This window comes from Mycobacterium sp. (genome assembly GCF_050701515.1).
Classification (GTDB): Bacteria; Actinomycetota; Actinomycetes; order Mycobacteriales; family Mycobacteriaceae; genus Mycobacterium.
The window spans coordinates 23,543-44,239 of the sequence record NZ_JBOGDB010000092.1; the positions used below are offsets into that span (position 1 = coordinate 23,543).

The 20,697-nt window shown below is 66.4% G+C and carries 20 protein-coding genes and 1 pseudogene; 9 read left to right on the forward strand and 12 right to left on the reverse strand.

What is annotated here, in order from left to right:
- The first annotated feature begins 12 nt into the window (after window positions 1-12).
- Entirely contained in the window at window positions 13-1,383 is a 1,371-nt protein-coding gene (locus ACRDU5_RS07785) for a type I glutamate--ammonia ligase (RefSeq protein WP_526613907.1), read from the forward strand.
- Entirely contained in the window at window positions 1,380-2,492 is a 1,113-nt protein-coding gene (locus tag ACRDU5_RS07790; RefSeq protein WP_526613908.1) for an amidohydrolase family protein, read from the forward strand. The genes ACRDU5_RS07785 and ACRDU5_RS07790 overlap by 4 nt, the downstream gene beginning before the upstream one ends.
- On the opposite strand, the gene ACRDU5_RS07795 is transcribed toward ACRDU5_RS07790, so the two are convergent.
- From ACRDU5_RS07795 to ACRDU5_RS07805, 3 genes are all read right to left on the reverse strand, one after another.
- Window positions 2,493-4,265, reverse strand: a complete 1,773-nt coding sequence (locus tag ACRDU5_RS07795) for an N-acyl-D-amino-acid deacylase family protein (protein ID WP_526613909.1) — start codon at window positions 4,263-4,265, stop codon at window positions 2,493-2,495.
- Window positions 4,266-4,274: 9 nt separating this feature from the next.
- Entirely contained in the window at window positions 4,275-4,721 is a 447-nt protein-coding gene (locus ACRDU5_RS07800) for a nuclear transport factor 2 family protein (protein ID WP_526613910.1), read from the reverse strand.
- Window positions 4,722-4,820: 99 nt separating this feature from the next.
- On the reverse strand, window positions 4,821-5,747 hold the full coding sequence (locus ACRDU5_RS07805) for an SDR family oxidoreductase (RefSeq protein ID WP_526613911.1): 927 nt from the start codon (window positions 5,745-5,747) through the stop codon (window positions 4,821-4,823).
- A 68-nt stretch (window positions 5,748-5,815) separates the two neighbouring features.
- On the opposite strand from ACRDU5_RS07805, the gene ACRDU5_RS07810 reads away from it, so the two are divergent.
- On the forward strand, window positions 5,816-6,724 hold the full coding sequence (locus ACRDU5_RS07810) for a dienelactone hydrolase family protein (protein WP_526613912.1): 909 nt from the start codon (window positions 5,816-5,818) through the stop codon (window positions 6,722-6,724).
- Between the two features lie 95 nt (window positions 6,725-6,819).
- Entirely contained in the window at window positions 6,820-7,239 is a 420-nt protein-coding gene (locus tag ACRDU5_RS07815; protein WP_526613913.1) for a cupredoxin domain-containing protein, read from the forward strand.
- An 83-nt stretch (window positions 7,240-7,322) separates the two neighbouring features.
- Here ACRDU5_RS07815 and ACRDU5_RS07820 read toward each other — a convergent pair whose 3' ends face one another.
- Window positions 7,323-8,420, reverse strand: coding sequence for an Rv2629 family ribosome hibernation factor (locus tag ACRDU5_RS07820; RefSeq protein ID WP_526613914.1), 1,098 nt, complete (start codon window positions 8,418-8,420; stop codon window positions 7,323-7,325).
- 66 nt (window positions 8,421-8,486) lie between these two features.
- Window positions 8,487-9,785: a cytochrome P450 gene (locus ACRDU5_RS07825; protein WP_526613915.1), complete on the reverse strand. Its 1,299-nt coding sequence runs from the start codon at window positions 9,783-9,785 to the stop codon at window positions 8,487-8,489.
- Between the two features lie 114 nt (window positions 9,786-9,899).
- On the opposite strand from ACRDU5_RS07825, the pseudogene ACRDU5_RS07830 reads away from it, so the two are divergent.
- The 4 genes and pseudogenes from ACRDU5_RS07830 to glgB all read left to right on the forward strand — a co-directional run.
- Window positions 9,900-10,215, forward strand: a pseudogene (locus tag ACRDU5_RS07830) (4-hydroxyacetophenone monooxygenase); the annotation flags it as partial.
- A 101-nt stretch (window positions 10,216-10,316) separates the two neighbouring features.
- Window positions 10,317-10,526, forward strand: coding sequence for a hypothetical protein (locus ACRDU5_RS07835; protein ID WP_526613916.1), 210 nt, complete (start codon window positions 10,317-10,319; stop codon window positions 10,524-10,526).
- Window positions 10,527-10,923: 397 nt separating this feature from the next.
- Window positions 10,924-13,008, forward strand: coding sequence for a maltotransferase domain-containing protein (locus ACRDU5_RS07840; RefSeq protein WP_526613917.1), 2,085 nt, complete (start codon window positions 10,924-10,926; stop codon window positions 13,006-13,008).
- Between the two features lie 19 nt (window positions 13,009-13,027).
- The gene (glgB, locus tag ACRDU5_RS07845) at window positions 13,028-15,235 is read left to right on the forward strand and encodes a 1,4-alpha-glucan branching protein GlgB (protein WP_526613932.1); all 2,208 of its coding nucleotides are present in this window, start codon (window positions 13,028-13,030) and stop codon (window positions 15,233-15,235) included.
- Here the strand turns inward: glgB and ACRDU5_RS07850 are convergent.
- The 3 genes from ACRDU5_RS07850 to ACRDU5_RS07860 are packed head-to-tail and all read right to left on the reverse strand — an operon-like array spanning window position 15,232 to window position 17,738.
- Window positions 15,232-16,140 (reverse strand): tetratricopeptide repeat protein, encoded by a 909-nt coding sequence (locus tag ACRDU5_RS07850; RefSeq protein WP_526613918.1) that lies wholly within the window; start codon window positions 16,138-16,140, stop codon window positions 15,232-15,234. The two genes, glgB and ACRDU5_RS07850, sit on opposite strands and share 4 nt — an antisense overlap.
- Before the next feature lie 12 nt (window positions 16,141-16,152).
- Window positions 16,153-16,512 (reverse strand): DUF3817 domain-containing protein, encoded by a 360-nt coding sequence (locus ACRDU5_RS07855; protein ID WP_526613919.1) that lies wholly within the window; start codon window positions 16,510-16,512, stop codon window positions 16,153-16,155.
- A gap of 44 nt (window positions 16,513-16,556) precedes the next feature.
- Window positions 16,557-17,738 (reverse strand): thiolase family protein, encoded by a 1,182-nt coding sequence (locus ACRDU5_RS07860; protein WP_526613920.1) that lies wholly within the window; start codon window positions 17,736-17,738, stop codon window positions 16,557-16,559.
- An 82-nt stretch (window positions 17,739-17,820) separates the two neighbouring features.
- On the opposite strand from ACRDU5_RS07860, the gene mce reads away from it, so the two are divergent.
- Entirely contained in the window at window positions 17,821-18,291 is a 471-nt protein-coding gene (gene mce, locus ACRDU5_RS07865) for a methylmalonyl-CoA epimerase (RefSeq protein ID WP_526613921.1), read from the forward strand.
- A gap of 6 nt (window positions 18,292-18,297) precedes the next feature.
- Here the strand turns inward: mce and ACRDU5_RS07870 are convergent, their stop codons facing one another.
- The 4 genes from ACRDU5_RS07870 to ACRDU5_RS07885 form a co-directional block, all read right to left on the reverse strand.
- On the reverse strand, window positions 18,298-18,594 hold the full coding sequence (locus ACRDU5_RS07870; protein WP_526613922.1) for an Rv1322 family protein: 297 nt from the start codon (window positions 18,592-18,594) through the stop codon (window positions 18,298-18,300).
- A gap of 48 nt (window positions 18,595-18,642) precedes the next feature.
- Window positions 18,643-19,314: an endonuclease NucS gene (gene nucS, locus ACRDU5_RS07875; RefSeq protein WP_526613923.1), complete on the reverse strand. Its 672-nt coding sequence runs from the start codon at window positions 19,312-19,314 to the stop codon at window positions 18,643-18,645.
- A 101-nt stretch (window positions 19,315-19,415) separates the two neighbouring features.
- Entirely contained in the window at window positions 19,416-19,727 is a 312-nt protein-coding gene (locus tag ACRDU5_RS07880) for a transposase (RefSeq protein ID WP_526613933.1), read from the reverse strand.
- A 6-nt stretch (window positions 19,728-19,733) separates the two neighbouring features.
- A complete protein-coding gene (locus ACRDU5_RS07885; RefSeq protein ID WP_526613924.1) occupies window positions 19,734-20,600 on the reverse strand; it encodes a transposase in 867 nt (288 codons plus the stop codon).
- Window positions 20,601-20,697: the final 97 nt, after the last annotated feature.

A 20,697-nucleotide genomic window follows, 5' to 3' on the forward strand; every position in this document is an offset into this window, starting at 1 on the left:
CGTCAGCGCAGAATGGCTGCTGTGACATCGCGGGCAGCCAAACCCCTCGCCGCAGCGGCCATCGCCCAGCTCGAATCCGACGGGGTCGCCACGCTGATCGGCACGGTGGTCAACCCGGCCGGAATCACCCACGCCAAGACCGTTCCGCTGCGGCGCATGGGCACGTTCGCCGATCCCGGATTGGGGGCCAGCCCGGTTTGGCACGTCTTCGCCATCGACCAGACCGGGATCGTGTTCGGCGACGCCACGGGTGTGGTGGGAGACCAGCGCATCCGCATCGACCTGGGCGCATTGCGCATCCTCGGTGACGGATTGGCGTGGGCGCCAGGCGCTTTCTTCAATCAGGACGGCACACCGGACCCGTACTGCAGCCGCGGGGCACTGGACCGGATCGAGAACAGGCTCGCCGAAGCGGGAATCGACGCCCTGGTGGGCCACGAGCTGGAGTTCGTGCTCGTCGGGGCCGACGGCAGCCGCCTGCCCGGCACCATGTGGGCGCAGTACGGACTGGCCGGGGTGCTGGAATTCGAAGGGTTCGTGCGAGACGTCACCGACAGCGCAACCAATTCGGGTGTGTCCATCGAGCAGTTTCATCCCGAGTACGGCATCAACCAGTTCGAAATATCACTGGCCCCACAGTCTCCGATCGCCGCGGCGGATCAACTTCTGTTGATGAGGATCATCATCGGCAGGGTCTCCCGGCAGTACGGCCTGCGGGTCAGCCTCTCCCCGGTACCCTTCGCCGGCAGTGTGGGGTCCGGTGCACACCAACATTTTTCGCTACAGAAGGGCGATGCGCCGCTGTTCTCCGACGGCACCGGCGTACGGGGGATGACGGCGGAGGGCGAGTCGGCAATCGCCGGGCTGCTCGCCGGGCTGCCCGACGCGGAGGGCGTGCTGTGCGGCTCCGTGCTGTCCGGGCTGCGGATGCAGCCGGGGCACTGGTCGGGCGCCTATGTCTGCTGGGGCACCGAAAACCGTGAGGCCGCATTACGATTCCTGATCGGCGGCAGCAGCAATCCGCTCGGCGCAAACGTCGAGGTGAAGGTCGTCGATCCATCCGCAAACCCGTACTTCGCCACCGCCGTGATCCTTGGGCTCGCCCTCGACGGCATCGAGCGCAAGCTGCCGCTGTCCCCGGAGACCACCGTCGACCCATCCACGCTCACCGACCGCCAGCGCGCCGATGCCGGTACCGCGTTGTTGCCGACGAGTCAGGCCGAGGCGCTCGATGCCCTGGACAAATCCGCACCGATACGAGGCATTCTCGGCGATCCGGCCGTCGATGCGCTGCTGGCGGTGCGCCGCTACGAGCAGGAGAACTTCGGTGACCTCGGCGAGGACGAGCTCGCCGAGAAGTTCCGCATGGCGTGGAGCGTATGACTTCGAGCGGCCTGGCCCAGCACATCGACACTGTGCCGTTGATCGACCACCACGTACACGGCTGCTGGCTGGACTCCGGTGACCGGACACGATTTGAGAACGGCCTGAACGAGGCCAACACCGAGCCGCTGGCCGATTTCGACTCGGCGTTCGACACCCAGCTCGGTTTCGCAGTGCGCGCGCACTGCGCACCGGTACTCGGTCTGCCCAGCCACGTCGACGCGCAGACGTACTGGGATCGGCGCAGCCAGTTCGACGAGCCGGAGTTGGCCCGGCTGTTCCTGCCGGCCGCGGGTGTGACCGACTGGCTGGTAGACACCGGATTCGGCAGCGGGATAGCCGATCTCACCGACATGGCGGAGGTTTCCGGCGGTCACACCCACGAGATCGTCCGTCTGGAGGCGGTGGCCGAGCAGGCGGCCCAGGTGCCAGCCGATTACGCCACGGCGTTCGAGGAGATCCTGGCCGAGCGGGCAGCGACCGCGGTGGGCACCAAGTCGATCCTGGCCTACCGCGGCGGATTCAGGGGCGACCTGTCCGAACCGCGGCCCGCCGAGGTGGCCGAGGCGGCCGCGCGCTGGCGCGACGAGGGCGGGCGTCGGCTGACCGACCGGGTGCTGCTGCGCTTCGGTCTCCACCAGGCATTGCGGCTGGGCAAGCCGCTGCAGTTCCATGTCGGCTTCGGCGATCGGGACGCCGACCTGCACACCACAAATCCGTTGTACCTGTTGGACTTCCTGCGCTCATCCGGCGATACGCCGATCATGCTGCTGCATTGCTACCCGTACGAGCGGGAGGCGGGCTATTTGGCCCAGGCGTTCAACAACGTCTACCTCGACGGCGGCTTGGCCATCAACTACCTCGGCGCAGGTTCGCGAGCGTTCATCGGTCGGCTCCTCGAGATGGCGCCGTTCCGCAAGATCCTGTACTCGTCGGACGGCTTCGGCCCCGCCGAGCTGCACTACCTCGGAGCCCGGTTGTGGCGCAGCGGGATTCGCCACACATTGCAACGGTTCGTCGACGCCGGCGAATGGGACGAGGCGGACGCCATCCGGGTGGTCGACCTGATCGCCCGAGAAAACGCGCAGCGGGTCTACGGGCTCGGCTGACTACCGCACGCCCCGGATCAATTGCCCCGGTCTGGCGCCGGTGTCGACCCCGTGGCGCCGGGTCACTGCTCCGCTGACCACGGTTGCGTCGTAGCCCTTCGCGCCCTGGATCAGCCGGCGCCCGCCGGCAGGCAAGTCGTACACCATCTTCGGCAAGTCGAGGGTGAGGGCATCCACGTTGATGACATTGAGGTCGGCCTTCTTGCCTACCTCGATGAGCCCACGATCGGACAGCCCGAAAAGCGTTGCGGTGTCCAGGGTCTGCTTGCGCACCACGTACTCCAGTGCGAGCCTCGGCCCACGATGGCGGTCGCGGGCCCAGTGGGTCAGCAGGAATGTCGGGTAGGAGGCATCGCAGATCAGCCCGCAGTGGGCACCACCGTCGGACAGCCCCGAAACGGCGGCGGGATGCGTCAGCATGTCGTAAATGGCGTCGTGGTTACCGGCGGCGTAGTTGTAGAACGGCAGCATCAACAGCGCCGAGGCGTCCGACTCGAGCATCAGGTCGTACATGGTGGCCAGCGGGTCCTCGCCGCGGCGCTCGGCGATGGCAGCGACGGTCCGCTCCGTCGTCGGTTCGTAGTCGGGCGGGTCGCCGATGGCGTAGATGCGGTCGGCGCTGTGCTGGATAAGGGCAAACATGCCGTCGAACAACGGAAGAGGCTGCGGCGGAAGGTCATTCTCGGCAAGGATCGCCGCCCGCACCGCCGGTTCGGCCAGCCGCTGCGCCAACTCCTCGCGGTTCAGTTCCTCCTTGAGCTTGCGGAAGGTGGGTCGGTGAGTGAATGCGTGGTAGCCGGGGAAGCCGAACAACATCCCGAACGGTCGGGCCGCGATCTGCGCGTAGACCTCGATCCCGTTCTCGAGGGCCTTGCCGGCACGATCCAGCAGTTCGCGCCACAGCTCGGGAGCCCCCGGCGTCTGGATCATGGCGAACGACACGGGCCGTTCGATCTCGGCCGCCAGCTTCGTCATCCAGTCGAGTTCCCTAATCGAGGCCTCCGCGGGACTCTCGCCGGCCACGCCCTGCGGAGCCACCTCGAAGACCCCACGGCCACCGGCGGCCATAGCCCGCCCCAGGCCGAATAGCTCCTGTTCTGCTGCGTACGTGCCGGGTACCGGCTCGCCGTCGACGGCACGGTGCCCCTCGGTGCGTGACGTGGAGAAGCCGAGCGCCCCCGCCTCGATGGCCTCCTGGACGATTCGGCCCATCGTCGCAATATCGTCTTCGGTGGCTTCTTCGTTGCGGGCGCCGCGGTCGCCCATCGCGTAGCCACGCACCGCGCCGTGCGCGATCTGGGTGCCGAAATCGACAGCGAGCGGACGTTTCTCGATCGCGTCGAGGTACTCGGGGAAGCTCTCCCACTGCCAGGTGATCCCCTCGGCCAGCGCCGTCCCCGGGATGTCTTCCACACCCTCCATCAGTTCGATGAGCCACTGCTCACGACCGGGAGTGACCGGCGCGAATCCCACTCCGCAGTTCCCGCCGACCACCGTGGTGACGCCGTGCAGGCTCGACGGCTCCAGCAGCGGGTCCCAGCTGACCTGCCCGTCGTAGTGGGTGTGGATGTCGACGAACCCGGGTGCCACTATCCGACCGGTGGCGTCGAGGGTCTCTGCGGCTGGGTTCTCTGGACCCTCCAGTCCTGCGTCGTCGCCGATCCGCTTGCGTACTTCGACTATCTGACCGTCCTTGACGCCGATATCGGCGCGGAATCGGTCGGCTCCCGTCCCGTCGACCACGGTCCCGCCGGTGATTTTCAGGTCGTACATCGGGCCTCCTCAGACCAGGCCGGTGGCGTCGAACACCCACGACATGTCGGCGTTGGCGAAGTCATCCATCCAGGACGGTGGGGCATGGTTGGCCAGCGCACCCATGTCCCAGTAGTCCTTCCATAGGGTGATCTTCCCGTTCAGCACGCGGTGCACAGTGACGAACGGCAGGACCGCGGATTCCCCTGTGGGCCAATGCCATTCTTCATGGTGCTCGTACATGACATCGGTCCCGTTGTCGATTATCAGCCCGGTGAAGTTCTGGTAGGAGGCCAACGGCTCGAGGCCGATTTTGAGCCGCTTGACGATGTCTTCGGGACCTCGGGCCGCTGCGGTAGGCCCGACCGGCATGTCGAGGTAGATGCAGTCATCCGACAGGAACGTCTTCACCGAGTCCCAGTCGCGGGCCGACAGCGCCTTCCACATACCGAGCACGGTCTCCTCAACAGACGTCACTCAGCCATAGAACAGCGCGCAAGGTGAGGGTGTCAACGAAATCAGTGAACAGATTTCAGAATTTGTCTACAGCGCGGGATGTGGCGCCGTGACCTAGCTTTACGCCGAGGCCCAGCCATCGGGCCGGCGGCCGTCGACATCGGTGAAGCCGTACTCGCGCGCAAGCTCCGCGGAGGTGACCGAACGCTGGTTCCAGCGTTCCCGGGCTGGGTCGGCGGCTATCGCCGCGACGGCCCTGCCGACGTATCGCGGTGTCTCCGACTCGGCGAATCCCGGGGGAGCGGTGGGACCCCCATCGCCGCGGTCCGGCTCGAGTGCCGTTCGCCAATTGGCTTCGTCGACGCCGTAGTTGTCGAGCATCATCTCGGATCGCAGCCACCCGGGTGACACGGCGACCGCGGTGGCGCCGAACCGTTCGAGTTCGTGACCGTGCGCGAAGGCAAGCCGGTTCACCGCGGTCTTGGCGAGGTCATAGAACACCGACAGCCGGAAGTGCTGATCGTTGTAGCGCCGGGTTCCGTCGGTGACTTCGACGAGCAGACCGCCGGGCCGTTCGATGAGCAGCGGGTGCAGGCAATGCGACGTGATCAAGTGCGTGTCGACGCCCAGCCGGAGGATGCGCAGCCCGTCGTCGAGATCGTGCTCCCAGATCGGCCGGTTCCATGTCGGCGGCGGTCCCGTGAGGAGTTCGGCACCCCAGATGTTGTTGACCAGGATGTCGATGGCGCCGTGGTCGCCGCGGATGAGGTGCGCCAGCGCGCGCACCTGCCCGGGGTCCAGGTGATCGACCTGGTGCGCGATACCCTCACCGCCCAGTTCGTCCACCAGCGCGGCGGTCTCCTCGATGGTTTCCGGCCGGTCGTAGTCGGACCGTTCATTGCCCGACATGGAGCTGCGGCCCGTGCAGACAACCGTTGCACCCGCCTCGCCAAGCGCCGCCGCGATGCCCCGGCCGGCGCCGCGCGTCGCGCCGGCCACCACCGCCACCCGGCCCCGCAGGGCCTCACCGTCCGGCGTCCACTCCACGGCCTGAGTATTGCGCGTCTGGACAAACCATCTACCCGACTTTGGCTTGCAAGCGCATACTCGCTCGCGTGACACCGCTACAGCGCTACATCGCCGAAGAAATCGCCACCGACCACGTCGACGGTCTGCTGTCCAGACGCGAAGCGCTGCGACGGCTCGCGCTGATCGGCGTGGGTGCCGCGGCCGGCAGCGCGCTCATCGCCGCCTGTGGTGAAAACAAGCCGGCCACGGACGCTCCGGTCACAGCGACCGGCCCGGCCACCGCGAGCGCGCCGCCGCCGGGCTCCGAAAGGGCCCTGCCGACCACACCGGTCACCTGGGCGGGCCCCCGAGGCGAGCTGCAAGGCGCGTGGGCCGAAGCGACCGGCCCGCGCGGTGGCGTGCTGGTCATCCACGAGAACAAAGGCCTCAACGACCACACCCGATCGGTTGCCGGCCGCTTCGCCGGTATCGGCTACTCGGCAATCGCCATCGATATGCTCTCCGCGCAAGGCGGCACGGCGACATTCGCCGATCCGGCGGAGGCGACCGCGGCACTGAGCAAGATTGCGCCCGAGGAATCGCTGGCCAACCTGAAGTCCGGCGTCGGAGAGCTGCAGCGCCGCGTGCCGGACAAGAAGATTGCCGCCGTGGGTTTCTGCATGGGCGGAGGACTGGTGTGGCGGATGCTGGGCGCCGGTGCATCCGAACTCGCTGCCGCCGTTCCGTTCTACGGACCGGCCCCCGACAACCCGGACTTCTCGGGCTCCAAGAACGTAGCGGTGCTCGGCATCTACGCGGCCCGCGACGATCGGGTCAACAAGACAGAGCCGGCCGCCAGGGCCGCGCTCGAGCGAGCGGGACTGGTGCACGAGCTGGTGACCGAACCGGATGCGGAACATGCCTTCTTCAACGACACCGGCCCGCGCTACAACCCGACGGCCGCCGCCGACGCCTGGCGCCGCGTGCAGGACTGGTTCAGCCGATACGTCGTCTAGCTCAGTGGCGATGGTCTAGGTCGCCGAATTCGACTCGGGCGAACCGCTACGGGTCGATAATCGTGTCGTATAGGCGGGAACTGTTAGGGGGCACGATGAAGAAGATGTGTATGTTCTGGGCGGCCATGGGTCTCGTCGCGGCGATCGTCGCCGCGTGTGGAGATTCGACCAGCACGGACGAAGCTGCGACCACCGAAACCACCGCCACAACCACGACCGCGGCCACCGGCCCACCGGCGGCGCCGGAACCCACCGCACCGGCAGCGGCCGGCGCAACGATCACCATCGAGAATATGGCGTTCGGGGAGCCTCTCACGGTCGCCCCTGGGGCGGAGATCACCGTCGCCAACAACGATTCGGCCGAGCATTCCGTCACCTCGCAAACCGCGGGTGCATTTGACCTACACGTCGACGGCCAGCAGAAGGCCACACTCATCGCGCCGACCCAGCCCGGCGAGTATCCGTTCTACTGCGTGTATCACCCGAACATGAAGGGCACGCTGATCGTCAGGTAGCGGCCTCGTCGGCGTTTAGAAGCCGGCGCGCGGGCATCCGCGGGCGTGGCCGATCAGTCTGCCGAATGTCACAGCAGAGGTGATCACCCGACCGGAAACCGTAATAGTGCGCCGACACCTTCGGTTGGTGTGACCCTGTCTTCGGCCGGTACCAGCTTTGCCCCGATGGATACGGCCACCATCGGAAGCGCTTCATCCGCCCGCAGCACCTGGGTCGGCGGTTCGCCGAGCTGGGAGAGCACGTCGGCGTTCGGGGAGACGGTGGCCAACTCGTCACCGGCGACCACCGTCACATCGCCCATGTCCCCGATGATCAACGTGTCGACCGCAGCGGCCCGAAGAGCCGCGGTCACGCCCGCCAGACCCTCGGTAGCCAGACCCGACCCTCGCCCCAGTTCCGCTTGAAATCGTTCCGCCGCATCGTCGATCACGTTGCGTCGCCGAAGCTGAAACTCCGTTGAGATCGCTTCGCGCAGTGCATCATCGTCGATGCTCGTCCGGGCTCCCACTCCCAGTTCTACGGCCCGGTCCGCCACCCGCTCCGGCACGCTATCTATGAAGTCATTGCGCGACTGAACTTCACCGACCACGAAGACCACTTCCGGACCGGAGTCGTCCACCAGCGCGGTGACGCGATCGGCCACCGCCTGCACATTCTTGCGTCGGGCTTCCTCGGTCCTCGGCTGCGGGTCGCCGAAGCCGGGTGTTTCGGCTCGGTGGGCTTTGTGCACCGGATATCCGCCGCCATCCACGGTTTCCTTCCGCATCCGGCCGTAGTGGTGCAGCGCGAGGTCCCCACCGGTGTGGTCCACCGCCACCACCAGGTAGGCGGGGTCCTCGAGGCCGTGCTCGACCACCGGAACGATGTAGGGCAGGTTCGAAACACGAACAACGGGGGCGGGCGTGGGACCGATCAGGTGTTCGTTGAGCATCACTCCGTCCGGGCCGGCCACGACGGCACGGCCACTCTTTCCGACAGCTGGATCGGATCGGCGGATCGCCGCCTCAAGCCGGTCGGTGATGGCCGGGTCGGCCCCTTGTTCCTCGAGTTGAGTACGCAAGTGACGCCATTTGATGTCCAGCTGGGCGGCCGCGTCCGCGGTGTCATGCGAGTCGTCGAAGTAGACGGAACCGTACGGCCCACGCGACGCCAACAGTGGTCGAAAGCGATCGGATTGCATGGTTCTCCCGGCTGCTCGAATGCGGTCTCCCTATGGGGTGCCCGCAAACGCGTACCGGAAACCCGCTTAGCGGGGTGTCCAGGCGACCGGGAGCCGCTTGATGCCGTGGATGAACGGCGACAACAACCGCGCCGGTTCCTCGGTCGCCTCGATGTCGGGGATCTGGCGGTGCAGCTCTTCGAACGCCACGGTGATCTCGCGACGGGCCAGGTTGGCGCCAAGACAGAAATGCGCACCCCCGCCGCCGAAACCGACGTGCGGATTCGGTGTGCGGGCGACGTCGAACGTCCACGGATCGGGGAACTTCGCCTCGTCGCGGTTTGCCGAGACGTACCACAGTGTGGCCTTGTCGCCGGCGGCCAGCTTCGTTCCGGAGAGCTCGAAGTCTTGGGTCAGCGTGCGCCTCATGTAGATCACCGGCGAGGCCCACCGCACGATCTCTTCTACCGCAGTCGGGGCCAAGCCGTCGTAGTCAGCCCACCACTTGGCGCGCTCGTCGGGGTATCGGGTGAGCGCGAGCACGCCGTGGCTGATCGCGTTGCGGGTGGTCTCGTTCCCGGCCACCACCAACAGGATGAAGAACGACGCGATATCGGCAGACGTCAGCCGTTCGCCGTCGACTTCGGCCTCAACCAGGGCCGTGGTCAGGTCGTCGGCCGGGTTGACCCGACGGTCCTCGGCCAGGGCGGTCGCGTAGCCGCCGATTTCCATCGCGACCTTCACGAACTCCTCGTAGTCGTCTCCGATGTCGGGGTCGCCGAAGCCGAGGATCACGTTGGTCCAGTGGAAAATGCGCTGATGGTCCTCCTCCGGGATGCCCATCATGTCGCAGATCACCTGCAGCGGCAGCAGTCCGGCCAGCTCGTTGACCACTTCACCCTCGCCGTCCGGGTGCGCGGCGATCATCGCCTCGATGCTGCGGCGGGCGCGGTCGCGGACCGACGCTTCGGTACGGGCCACCACCCTTGGGGTGAAAGCTCTGCTGACGATGTTGCGCAGCCGAAGGTGTCGCGGATCGTCCATCACGATCATCGAGCCGAAATACTCGGACAGATCCGGGTTCGAGTCGCTGATCACGATGCTGGGGCTCGAACTGAATATGTGCGGATGGCGGCTCGCGAACCAGAGGTCGTCGTGCCTGGTCAGCGCCCAATGACCAACGGGATCTTCGACTGCGGGCGAGTCCAATGGCGGGTGAAACGAGATCGGCGCCTCACGGCGGAGGGTCGCGAACGCCGCGTCGCGGAACTCGTCGTCGAGGCTCCAGAACTTCCAGGAGCCGAGGTCGACATCGGCCAGCGGCATATCCGGCGGAGCAGCTCCATTGACCCGAGTTGCAATACCCACGTGAACCTTCCCCCTCATCGTCGAAGGAGTGACATGAGTCAGCCTATCCCGCCCGGGCAGCGCGCCGAGCCATGGCCGTAAAAGTTTGAGTTGGCCTGCGCCGCCGCGATCCGCCATGATAGCAACTCAGTGGTGCGTAACCCACATGCAGGACAACCCTTTACGACGTCGGAGGAGGAGATCGCCGAGGGCCGTACTCGACGTCAGCATTCCGACGCTGATGTTGTCGATGGTGCACATGTCCGGGGATCCCGAGCTGATCCGCGGCAGCCTGCGGCCGGCCGGTTTGTTCCTCAACGAGGTGCAGGGCTACATGTCCGAGGAGGACAAGGCCGCTGTCCGCAAATTCGCTTTGGACGTCATCACCGACTACCGCGACCGCGGGTGCCCGGAACCCAAGCCACTGCATCATTTCGTGCAGCAGGTCGGCGCCGATCGGGTCCCCGATTCCCCCGACGGCTGAAGCCGCCGGTCCCCTCGGGGCACACTGGTGGACAAATACGACGTCGGCCCCCATGTCCGGTGGGAAACCGAGGTCACCAAGGCGGTGTGGAACGACGAGAGCGCAACTTGGACGGTTACGGCGCGAGACCGAAACGGTGCGACGACAACGTTGTCGGCGCGCGCGAGGTGGCCGACGATTGGCACGCGCGCAGCCAGGCCGAAATACGCACGCTGGTGTGGTCACAGCCATCGATCAAGCACTCGTTCTACAAGAACGCGCACGGCGAGGTGCACATCCTCAGCCGTTGCCGTTGAGTGTGTTTGAGTGACACGCTCGCGCGGCGTCCCCGTGCGGGGTTTGGGTTCTGGCTTCACCGCCCACGGCCGCCGCTTGCGCGGGTCGGTCCTACACGGGCTCGCCAGGCCAGAATTACCGGCTGGTCTGGCCCGCCGTCTCCAGCGCTACCGCTGGAACTGCTGACGAACGGCGCCGTGGCCCCGACTGGACCACAACTGGCATATCCCGGCCAGTCACGGGGATCAAGTTATGCCGCCAACCTATCTTCGACGTACGACAAGCTCTGCTAGAACACACCAAAGCACACTCGAATACACCCCAGCGGCAACAGCTCCTCACCCCCGTTGGATTGGGCCGAGCACTACGGTGGGTATAGGGCGCGACGAGGCTCTTGACGATTGAAGGAGTGGGTACGTGGCCGGTCGTATCGAGATCGATGACGTCGCGCCCGTGGTGTCGGGCGGACGTTTTCCGGCCAAGGCCGTCGTCGGGGAGGTGGTCCCGGTGCGGGCCACCGTGTGGCGGGACGGCCACGACGCCGTGTCGGCCACCCTGGTGGTGCGCTACCACGGCCAGTCATATCCGCAGCTGGTCGAGGGCCCAGACCGCGAGACGGCCGTCCAACCGGTCCCGATCGAGGCCGTCGTCAATCCGGTGCCCAGGGTCAAGCCGCAGCTGATCGGAATGTCGACCGGCCGAACACCCGACGTGTTCCACAGCCAGTTCACCCCCGACAGTGTCGGGCTGTGGACATTCCGGGTGGACGGCTGGGGCGACCCGATCGCCACCTGGCGGCGTGCCGTCGTCGCCAAGCTGGACGCCGGGCAGAGCGAAGCCGAGCTGTCCAACGACCTGATCCTCGGCGCGCGGCTGCTGGAGCGGGCCACTACCGGCCTGCCGCGCAAGTTGCGCGATCCGCTGCTCGAAGCCGCGACGGCGCTACGCAAGCCCGGCGACCCGTTCACCCGCGCGGGCGCGGCGCTGTCGGACGAGGTGACCGAGCTGCTGGAACGCTATCCGCTGCGCGACCTGATCACCCGCGGCGCGCAACACGGCGTATGGGTGGACCGGCCGCAGGCGCGGTTCAGCGCGTGGTACGAGATGTTTCCGCGCTCCACCGGCGGACGGGACAAGAAGGGCAGAGCGGTGCCCGGCACGTTCGCCACGGCGGCCAAGGCGCTGCCGCGCATCGCCAAGATGGGGTTCGACGTGGTGTACCTGGCACCCATCCACCCGATCGGCAAGGTGCATCGCAAGGGCCGAAACAACACGGTAACCGCGGCGCCCAAGGACGTCGGCTCGCCATGGGCGATCGGCAGCGACGAGGGCGGCCACGACGCCGTGCACCCCACGCTGGGCACCATCGAGGACTTCGAGGACTTCGTCACGGCGGCGCGCGATCAGGGCATGGAGGTGGCGCTGGACCTGGCGCTGCAGACCGCGCCCGACCATCCCTGGGCCAAGGAGCACCCGGAATGGTTCACCGTGCTGCCCGATGGGACCATTGCCTACGCCGAGAACCCGCCGAAGAAGTACCAGGACATCTACCCGGTCAACTTCGACAATGATCCCGCCGGTCTGTATGCCGAAGTGCTGCGGGTGGTGCGATTCTGGATCAGCCACGGCGTCAAGGTCTTTCGGGTAGACAACCCGCATACCAAACCGCCGAACTTCTGGGCATGGCTGATCGGGCAGGTGAAGGCCACCGATCCGGACGTGCTGTTCCTGTCCGAGGCTTTCACCCGACCGGCCCGGCTGTATGGCCTGGCCAAGCTGGGCTTCACCCAGTCCTACACCTACTTCACCTGGCGCACCGCCAAGTGGGAACTCACCGAGTTCGGCGAGCAGATCGTCGAGCACGCCGATTACGCTCGCCCAAACCTGTTCGTCAATACGCCCGACATCTTGCACGAAAGCCTGCAGCGCGGCGGTCCGGGCATGTTCGCCATCCGAGCGGTGCTGGCGTCGACGCTCAGTCCGGCCTGGGGCGTCTATTCCGGCTATGAACTGTTCGAGCACCGGCCGGTCCGGGAGGGCAGTGAGGAGTACCTCGACTCGGAGAAGTACGAGTTGCGACCCCGTGACTTCGAGGCGGCAATCGCCAAGGGCGAATCGCTGGAGCCGTTCTTGGCCCGGCTCAACGAGATTCGCCGGTTGCACCCCGCGCTCCGCGAGCTGCGCACGTTGAAGTTCCACCACGCCGACAACGACGCGCTGTTGTCGTATAGCAAGTTCGACCCGGTCACCGGCGACGTGGTGCTCGTCGTGGTCACGCTCAACCCGTTCGGCTCCGAGGAGGCGACACTGTGGCTGGACATGGAAGCACTGGGCATGGAACCGTACGACCGGTTCTGGGTGCGCGATGAGATCACCGGTGAGGAATACCAATGGGGACAGTCGAATTACGTCCGCATTGATCCTGTCAAAGCGGTAGCACACCTGCTGAACATGCCGCGAATCCCACCCGAACAACGACTGAACCTGCTGCGCAGGGAATGAGGGAGCGGTGACTTCGAAGATGACACGAACCAATCAACTCACCAGCCCACACTTGCGGCCGGATCCCACCGATCTGAAACGGCTGCTGACCGGTGTACACCACAATCCGCATTCGGTCCTCGGTGCCCATGAGTACGCCGACCATACGGTGATCCGGGCATATCGGCCACACGCTGTCGAGGTCGCCGCGGTGGTCGGCGACGAGCGATATGTGTTTAGCCACATCGACTCCGGGCTGTTCGCCGTGGCGCTGCCGTTCACCGACCTCATCGACTACCGGCTGCAGGTGAGCTATCAGGGCGCGGAGGACTCGCCGGATGTACACACCGTCGCCGACGCCTACCGCTTCCTGCCCACACTGGGCGAGTTGGACCTGCACCTGTTCTCCGAGGGCCGCCACGAACGGCTCTGGGAGATCCTCGGCGCGCATCCGCGGAGGTTCACCACTCCTGACGGCGTGGTGAACGGCGTGTCATTCGCGGTGTGGGCGCCCAACGCCAAAGGGGTAAGCCTGATCGGCGAATTCAACCACTGGGACGGCAACGAAGCGCCGCTGCGCGTGCTCGGGTCCTCCGGCGTCTGGGAGCTGTTCTGGCCCGACTTCCCCGTTGGCGGTCACTACAAGTTCCGCGTGCACGGCGCCGACGGGTCGGTTACCGACCGCGCCGACCCGATGGCCTTCGCCGCCGAAAGGCCACCGCAGACGGCGTCGCGGGTGACGCATAGCGATTACACGTGGAACGATGCCGACTGGATGACGCATCGGGCGCAGCAGAACCCGGTGTTCGAGCCGATGAGCACCTACGAGGTGCACCTGATGTCGTGGCGGCCGGGGCTCAGTTATCGGCAGCTCGCGGCGGAGCTCACCGAATACGTTGTGACGCAAGGCTTCACTCATATCGAGCTGATGCCCGTTGCCGAGCACCCGTTCGGCGGATCATGGGGATACCAGGTCACGTCCTATTACGCGCCAACGTCGCGACTGGGCAGCCCGGACGACTTCCGGTTCCTGGTGGACTCGCTGCACCGCGCCGGCATCGGCGTGATCATGGACTGGGTGCCCGCCCACTTCCCCAAGGACTCCTGGGCATTGGGCCGCTTCGACGGCACGCCGCTCTACGAGCACTCCGACCCGCACCGGGGCGAGCAGCTGGACTGGGGCACTTATATTTTCGACTTCGGCAGGCCCGAGGTGCGCAACTTCCTGGTGGCCAACGCGCTGTACTGGCTGCAGGAATTCCACATCGACGGGCTGCGGGTCGACGCGGTCGCATCCATGCTCTACCTGGACTACTCACGACCGGTGGGCGGCTGGACGCCGAACGTCCAGGGTGGTCGGGAGAACCTCGAGGCGGTGCAGTTCCTCCAGGAGATGAACGCCACCGTGCACAAGGTGGCACCCGGCATCGTCACGATCGCCGAAGAGTCGACGTCGTGGCCGGGGGTATCCCGCCCGACAAACCTTGGCGGGCTCGGCTTCTCGATGAAGTGGAACATGGGCTGGATGAACGACACGCTGGACTACATCAGCCATGACCCGGTGCATCGCAGTTATCACCACCACGAGATGACGTTTTCGATGCTGTACGCATTCAGCGAGAACTACGTGTTGCCGATCAGCCACGACGAGGTCGTGCACGGCAAGGGCACGCTGTGGACCCGGATGCCCGGCAACGACCACGTCAAGGCCGCGGGACTGCGCAGCCTGCTGGCCTACCAGTGGGCGCATCCGGGCAAGCAGCTGCTGTTCATGGGTCAGGAGTTCGGCCAGCGCGCCGAATGGTCCGAGGAACGCGGCGTCGACTGGCACCAGCTGGGCGAGAACGCCTTTTCCAACGGGATCCAGCGGCTGGTGCAGGACATCAACGGCATCTACCGCAGTCGTCGGGCGCTGTGGACTCGCGACAGCACCCCCGAGGGCTACTCCTGGATCGACGCCAACGACTCGGCCAACAACGTGTTGAGCTTCCTGCGGTTCGGCAGCGACGGCTCGATCTTGGCCTGCGTGTTCAACTTCTCGGGCTCCGAGCACACCCATTACCAGCTCGGCCTGCCGCACGCCGGAGCCTGGCGCGAGGTGCTGAACACCGATGCGACAATCTATAACGGCACCGGCGTCGGCAACTACGGCGCGGTGGAGGCGACCGACGAGCCGTGGCACGGACGGCCCGCATCGGCGGTGATGGTGTTGCCGCCGCTTGCGGCGCTGTGGTTCGAGCCGGCCTAGTACAGGGCGTTGGCGAGCTTGCGCCGACCGGCGATGACCTCGGGGTCGGCCGGGTCGAAGAGGTCGAACAGCTCGACCAAACGGGTGCGGACCGATTCCCGCTCGTCACCCGCGGTGCGCCGCAGCAGGCCAATCAACCGGTCGAAGGCCCCCGCGACGTTCTGCTGCAACATCTCGACATCGGCCGCGGCGAACGCGGCCTCGATGTCGTCGGGTGCGGCGTCGGCCACCGCGACCGCGTCCGGCCGCTGTGCGGAAGCCCGGCTCAGGAAGGAGATCTGGCGCACCGCGCCCGTGGCCTCGGCGTGATTGGGGTTCGCATCGAGGATCGCCTGGTATGCGGTTTGCGCTGCGTCGAATTCACCGGCGTCCAGATGAGCCCGCGCCTGGGCCAACTCGGGATCGACCTGCTCGGGCTCATCGGCAGCGGCATCGCCGGCGAGCTTTCCGGCGGTTGCGTTCAGCACCGAGTCAACCCAGCCGCGCAACTGCTCGGGCGGTTGCATGCCCTGGAAGCTCGACAATGGTTGGCCACCCGCCAACGCAACGACGGTCGGAACGGCTTGTACACCGAAGATCTGCGCGACCCTGGGTACCGCGTCGGCGTTCACGGTGGCCAGCGACCACTTTCCGGCGTCGCCCGCGGCCAAGCTCGCGAGCGCGTTTCCCAGCTGAACGCTCGCGTCGCTGCGCGGTGACCACAACAGAACGACCACCGGAACCTGGTTGGACCGAACCAACACCTCGGCTTCGAAGTTGGCCTCGGTGACTTCCACGCCGTCGGGCGTGCCGGATACCTGGTCTTGCGCGGCGCCTTCGCCAGCCGCGGTTGCGCGCTGCTTGAGGGCGGAGAGGTCAACCGCGCCGGCTATGGCGGGCGCGGCCGGAGGACGGGGACGAGTCACGCCCCAAGTCTGTCACGCCGTTTCGGGAACCGATCGGTCGCCTGAGGCGCGGAGGCGGCCCGTCCGGTCGGCCCATATGAGGAAGATCACACTGCACAGCGGCACGATGCTCGCCAGCAACGCCAGCAACCACGTGCCGGCGGACCACTTCCCCGCGATTCCGACGAGCAGGGCGATGAGCACGAAGGCGATGAAGATCAGCCCGTGGGCCATGCCGAAGACCTGCACGCCGACCTCGGTGCGCGGACTGCCCAGGTACTTGAAATACATCCCGGTCAGCAGACCGACCCAGCTGACCGCCTCCAACAGGGCGATGAGGCGGAACCACCCCGCGACGGTCCGGAGATCAAAGGCGCTTGTCATGAGCGCCATTGTGCCGGAAAAATCCGTGAATTACTACAATGCGTCGTAGACGCTTACCCCGCGCGCAGGATCAGCGCGTCACCCTGTCCGCCTGCCCCGCACAGCGCCGCGACGCCGCAGCCGGACCCTCGTCGTGCCAGCTCAAGGGCGGCATGCAGCGCGATGCGTGCCCCCGACATGCCGATCGGATGCCCGACCGCGATCGCGCCGCCGTTGACGTTGACGATGTCGGGATTGACGCCGAGTTCCTTCATCGAGGCCAGCGCGACCGCGGAGAACGCCTCGTTGATCTCGATGACGTCGAGTTGGTCGACCGATATGCCTTCGCGGGCAATGGCTTTCTTGATGGCGTTCGCCGGCTGCGACTGCAGCGTGGAGTCCGGGCCGGCAACCACGCCGTGCGCGCCGATCTCGACCAGCCACTTCAGCCCCAGTTCCTGGGCCTTGGCCTTGTTCATCACCACCACCGCGGCCGCCCCGTCGGAGATCTGCGACGCGGACCCCGCGGTGATGGTGCCGTCCTTGCGGAACGCAGGTTTCAGGCCGGCCAACGACTCCGCGGTGGTGTTGGCGCGGATGCCCTCGTCCTCGGTGAACTCCAACGGGTCGCCCTTGCGCTGCGGAATCTTCACCGGCACCACTTCGTCGGCGAAAATCCCGTCTTTCCATGCGGCGGCGGCCTTTTGGTGGGAGCGGGCGGCGAATTCATCCTGCTCGGCCCGGGTGAACTGGTCGGTCTCGTTGCGCTGCTCGGTGAGGGCGCCCATTGGCTGATCGGTGAACACGTCGTGCAGGCCGTCGTAGGCCATGTGGTCGAGCACCGTGACATCGCCGTACTTGTAGCCCGACCGGCTATCCATCAGCAGGTGCGGCGCCTGCGTCATCGACTCCTGGCCACCGGCGACGACCACGTCGAATTCACCGGCGCGGATCAGCTGATCGGCGAGCGCGATCGCGTCGATCCCGGACAGACACATCTTGTTGATCGTCAGTGCGGGTACGTCCCAGCCAATGCCGGCGGCCACCGCGGCCTGGCGCGCAGGCATCTGTCCGGCACCCGCCGTCAGCACCTGGCCCATGATCACGTACTCGACGGCCGACGCCTCAACTCCGGCCTTCTCCAGCGCACCGGAAATGGCGATCCCGCCGAGATCGCTGCCCGAGAAGTCCTTCAGCGAACCCATGAGTTTGCCGACCGGCGTGCGGGCTCCAGCAACGATCACCGACGTCGTCATTCCTACCTCCATAAACGATCCAGAACGGCCCATCCGGCCGATCGGAGAGGCGCAATCTTTCCCGTCAGGTTACCGTTACGTTATGTCCGCCGAGCAAGTCGATGCCCGCCCGTTGCTTGCCACCGCCCTGGTGACAGCAATCGACCACGTCGGTATCGCAGTCGCCGATCTGGACGCCACCATCAAGTGGTACCACGACCACCTCGGCATGATTGTGCTGCACGAAGAGGTGAACGAGGACCAGGGCGTCCGGGAAGCGATGCTCTCGGTGCGCGGCGCACCGAAAGGCAGCGCGCAAATCCAACTGATGGCCCCGCTCGACGAAACCTCGACGATCGCCAAGTTCCTCGACAAGCGCGGCCCGGGCCTGCAGCAGCTGGCCTACCGGGTCAGCGACATCGACGCGCTCACCGAGCGGCTGCGCGAGCGGGGTATTCGGGTGCTCTACGACAACGCGCGGCGCGGCACCGCCGACTCCCGGATCAACTTCATCCATCCCAAGGACGCCGGCGGAGTACTGATCGAGCTGGTCGAGCCCCCTGCCGACCACTAGAGCCGTCTAAGACCACTTCCGCGTCGGGCTACGGGTCGCCCGATTCGTCCAGCACGGGGAATGCCAGTGGCGTCGGTCGTCGCCCGCGCTCTCGCCGATGTCGACTCGCCACACCACCAAATGAGCTGTGCCGGAGCGGATCTCGTGATCGCAGCCCGGGCACCGATAGGTCTTGGTAGCTCGCGACGCAGCGATCGGCCGGACTTCGTATTCGTAGCCGTCCGGTCCTGTCTCGACACGACGAGGCGCCGGCAGCGGTGTCCGCGACGGTTGCCTGCGCCCTGTGGCTCGACGCCTGGCCATGGTCACCAGTCTAGAGCTGGATGTCGCCGCCGTTGCGGCTCCGGCGGCTCAGAACAACCGGAACTCGGAACTGTCCAACCCGCGCATCTGGTCGTAGTCCAAAGTCACGCAACGGATCCCGCGATCGGTGGCCAGCGTCCGGGCCTGCGGCTTGATCTGCTGCGCGGCGAAGATTCCGCTGACGGGCGCCAGCACGCTGTCCCGGTTCAGCAGATCGAGGTAGCGGGTGAGTTGTTCGACTCCGTCGATCTCGCCGCGCCTCTTGATCTCGACCGCCACCGAGCGGCCCTCTTCGTCGCGGCACAGTAGATCCACCGGCCCGATCGCGGTCATGTACTCCCGGCGAACCAGGGTGTAACCGGCGCCGAGCAGCTCGACGTGCTCGGCCAACAGCGCCTGCAGATGTGCCTCGACGCCGTCCTTGACCAGCCCGGGGTCCACACCCAGGTCGTGGCTCGAGTCGTGCTCGATGTCCTCGACGGTGATGCGCAACTGTTCGCCGGACTTGTTTTCCACCACCCACACCGGCAACGGGCCGTCCAGCTCTTCGGACATCCAGCAGGGCGGACTCATCCAGTTCAGCGGTTTGTAGGCCCGGTCATCGGCGTGCACGCTGACCGAGCCGTCGGCCTTGATCAGCAGGAGGCGGCGTGCCGACGGGAGATGCGCGGTCAGGCGCCCGACGTAGTCGACGGTGCACTGGGCGATCACGAGGCGCACCGGACCAACCTTAGGTCCACGCCACCCGGCAAATTACGCTGACACCAGTTGACATCCTCCCCGGATTGAAGTCCGAGGATTCCGCTCCCCATCCCATCGGCTTAGGCGGCAGGAGTACGGAGTTGAGGTTCACGGTTCGCAGACCGCCCACCGGCGAGGTCTCCCCGTGCGGTCACCGCCCGTCCGGCGGCGATGTTGCGTGCAGCGTTGACGTCGGCGTTGCACCGGCCAGCAGTGCAGGCTTCGCACTCGAAGACCGCTTGGCTCTTACGGTTCCCCGAAGCGACATGCCCGCACACCGAGCATCGTTGCGACGTATACGCGGCCGGGATCTGCTCGACCCGACCGTAGGCCTTGTGCTGCAAACGCACCGCGAACAGCCCCCAACCGCTGCGGCTGATCGCCCGGTTCAGGCCCCGCTATTGAGCAACCCGCACCCCGGGCTGCTCGAGGGTTCCCCGCGCACTGCGGGTCATCGCCGGCACATCGAGTGCCTCGATCCTGATCGTGTCGAAACGGCGCGCAATGTCCGTGGTGGTCTTTTCGACCCAGTCCTTGCGCCGGTCGGCCTCACGGGCTTTCAGCTTCGCGATCGCCCGTTTCGTTCGCGCGCGCCGGTTAGAGCCACGCGTAGCCCGGGCGAACCGCTGCTGCAGCACCCTCAACCGCTTGGCCTCACCCCGGGACAGACTAGGTGCGTGCAGCAGCTCGCCGGTCGACAACGCAACCGAAACGGCAACACCACGGTCGATGCCCACCACGCTGCCATCACCCGGACCGCAGATCGCAGCCGGAATGTGGGCAAACGCCACATGCCGGCGACCGGCCCGATCACGGGTAATCCGATAGGACTTCACACCCGCTGGCACTGGCCGCGACAGCCGAAACCGCACCCAGCCCACCTTGGGCACCCACACCCGACCAATCCGCCGATTCAGCCGCTCCACGTGATGGGGTTTGACCGCGACCTGCCGAAACCCTTCATGCACATTCGCCTTGCGCCACGTCGGGCGGCGATGGGTGCCGCCGAAGAAGTTCCGCATGGCCTGCGCGAAATCCCGCAGCGCCTGCTGCTGCACCGTCTGACTCCCAGCACCAAGCCACCCGAACTCCGCCCGAGCCTCGGTCAACTGCGCAGCCTGCTCGACATACCCGGGAGCCTTACGGCCCGGCTGCCAATGCCGCTGCTGCTCCACCGCCAAATTCCACACAAACCGCGCATCCCGGCAATGCGCCAACAACGCCTCCTCCTGCCCACCCACGGGCAACAGCCGAAACCGCGACATAATCGCAAACTAACCACCACCACCGACACCCCGGACACGGCACCACAGCCACGCACCGAGTATCGGCCTCCACCCCGAACTGAAACCCGGGGTTCCC

Excerpts from the sequence above, each read along its gene's own strand:
- ACRDU5_RS07860 (WP_526613920.1), bottom strand. The coding sequence starts at position 17,738 with ATGACGACGTCGGTGATCGTTGCTGGAGCCCGCACGCCGGTCGGCAAA.
- ACRDU5_RS07795 (WP_526613909.1), bottom strand. The coding sequence starts at position 4,265 with ATGTACGACCTGAAAATCACCGGCGGGACCGTGGTCGACGGGACGGGA.
- ACRDU5_RS07790 (WP_526613908.1), top strand. The coding sequence starts at position 1,380 with ATGACTTCGAGCGGCCTGGCCCAGCACATCGACACTGTGCCGTTGATC.
- ACRDU5_RS07820 (WP_526613914.1), bottom strand. The coding sequence starts at position 8,420 with ATGCAATCCGATCGCTTTCGACCACTGTTGGCGTCGCGTGGGCCGTAC.
- ACRDU5_RS07825 (WP_526613915.1), bottom strand. The coding sequence starts at position 9,785 with ATGAGGGGGAAGGTTCACGTGGGTATTGCAACTCGGGTCAATGGAGCT.
- ACRDU5_RS07855 (WP_526613919.1), bottom strand. The coding sequence starts at position 16,512 with ATGGCGCTCATGACAAGCGCCTTTGATCTCCGGACCGTCGCGGGGTGG.
- ACRDU5_RS07885 (WP_526613924.1), bottom strand. The coding sequence starts at position 20,600 with ATGTCGCGGTTTCGGCTGTTGCCCGTGGGTGGGCAGGAGGAGGCGTTG.
- glgB (WP_526613932.1), top strand. The coding sequence starts at position 13,028 with ATGACACGAACCAATCAACTCACCAGCCCACACTTGCGGCCGGATCCC.
- ACRDU5_RS07815 (WP_526613913.1), top strand. The coding sequence starts at position 6,820 with ATGAAGAAGATGTGTATGTTCTGGGCGGCCATGGGTCTCGTCGCGGCG.
- ACRDU5_RS07785 (WP_526613907.1), top strand. The coding sequence starts at position 13 with ATGGCTGCTGTGACATCGCGGGCAGCCAAACCCCTCGCCGCAGCGGCC.
- ACRDU5_RS07870 (WP_526613922.1), bottom strand. The coding sequence starts at position 18,594 with ATGGCCAGGCGTCGAGCCACAGGGCGCAGGCAACCGTCGCGGACACCG.
- mce (WP_526613921.1), top strand. The coding sequence starts at position 17,821 with ATGTCCGCCGAGCAAGTCGATGCCCGCCCGTTGCTTGCCACCGCCCTG.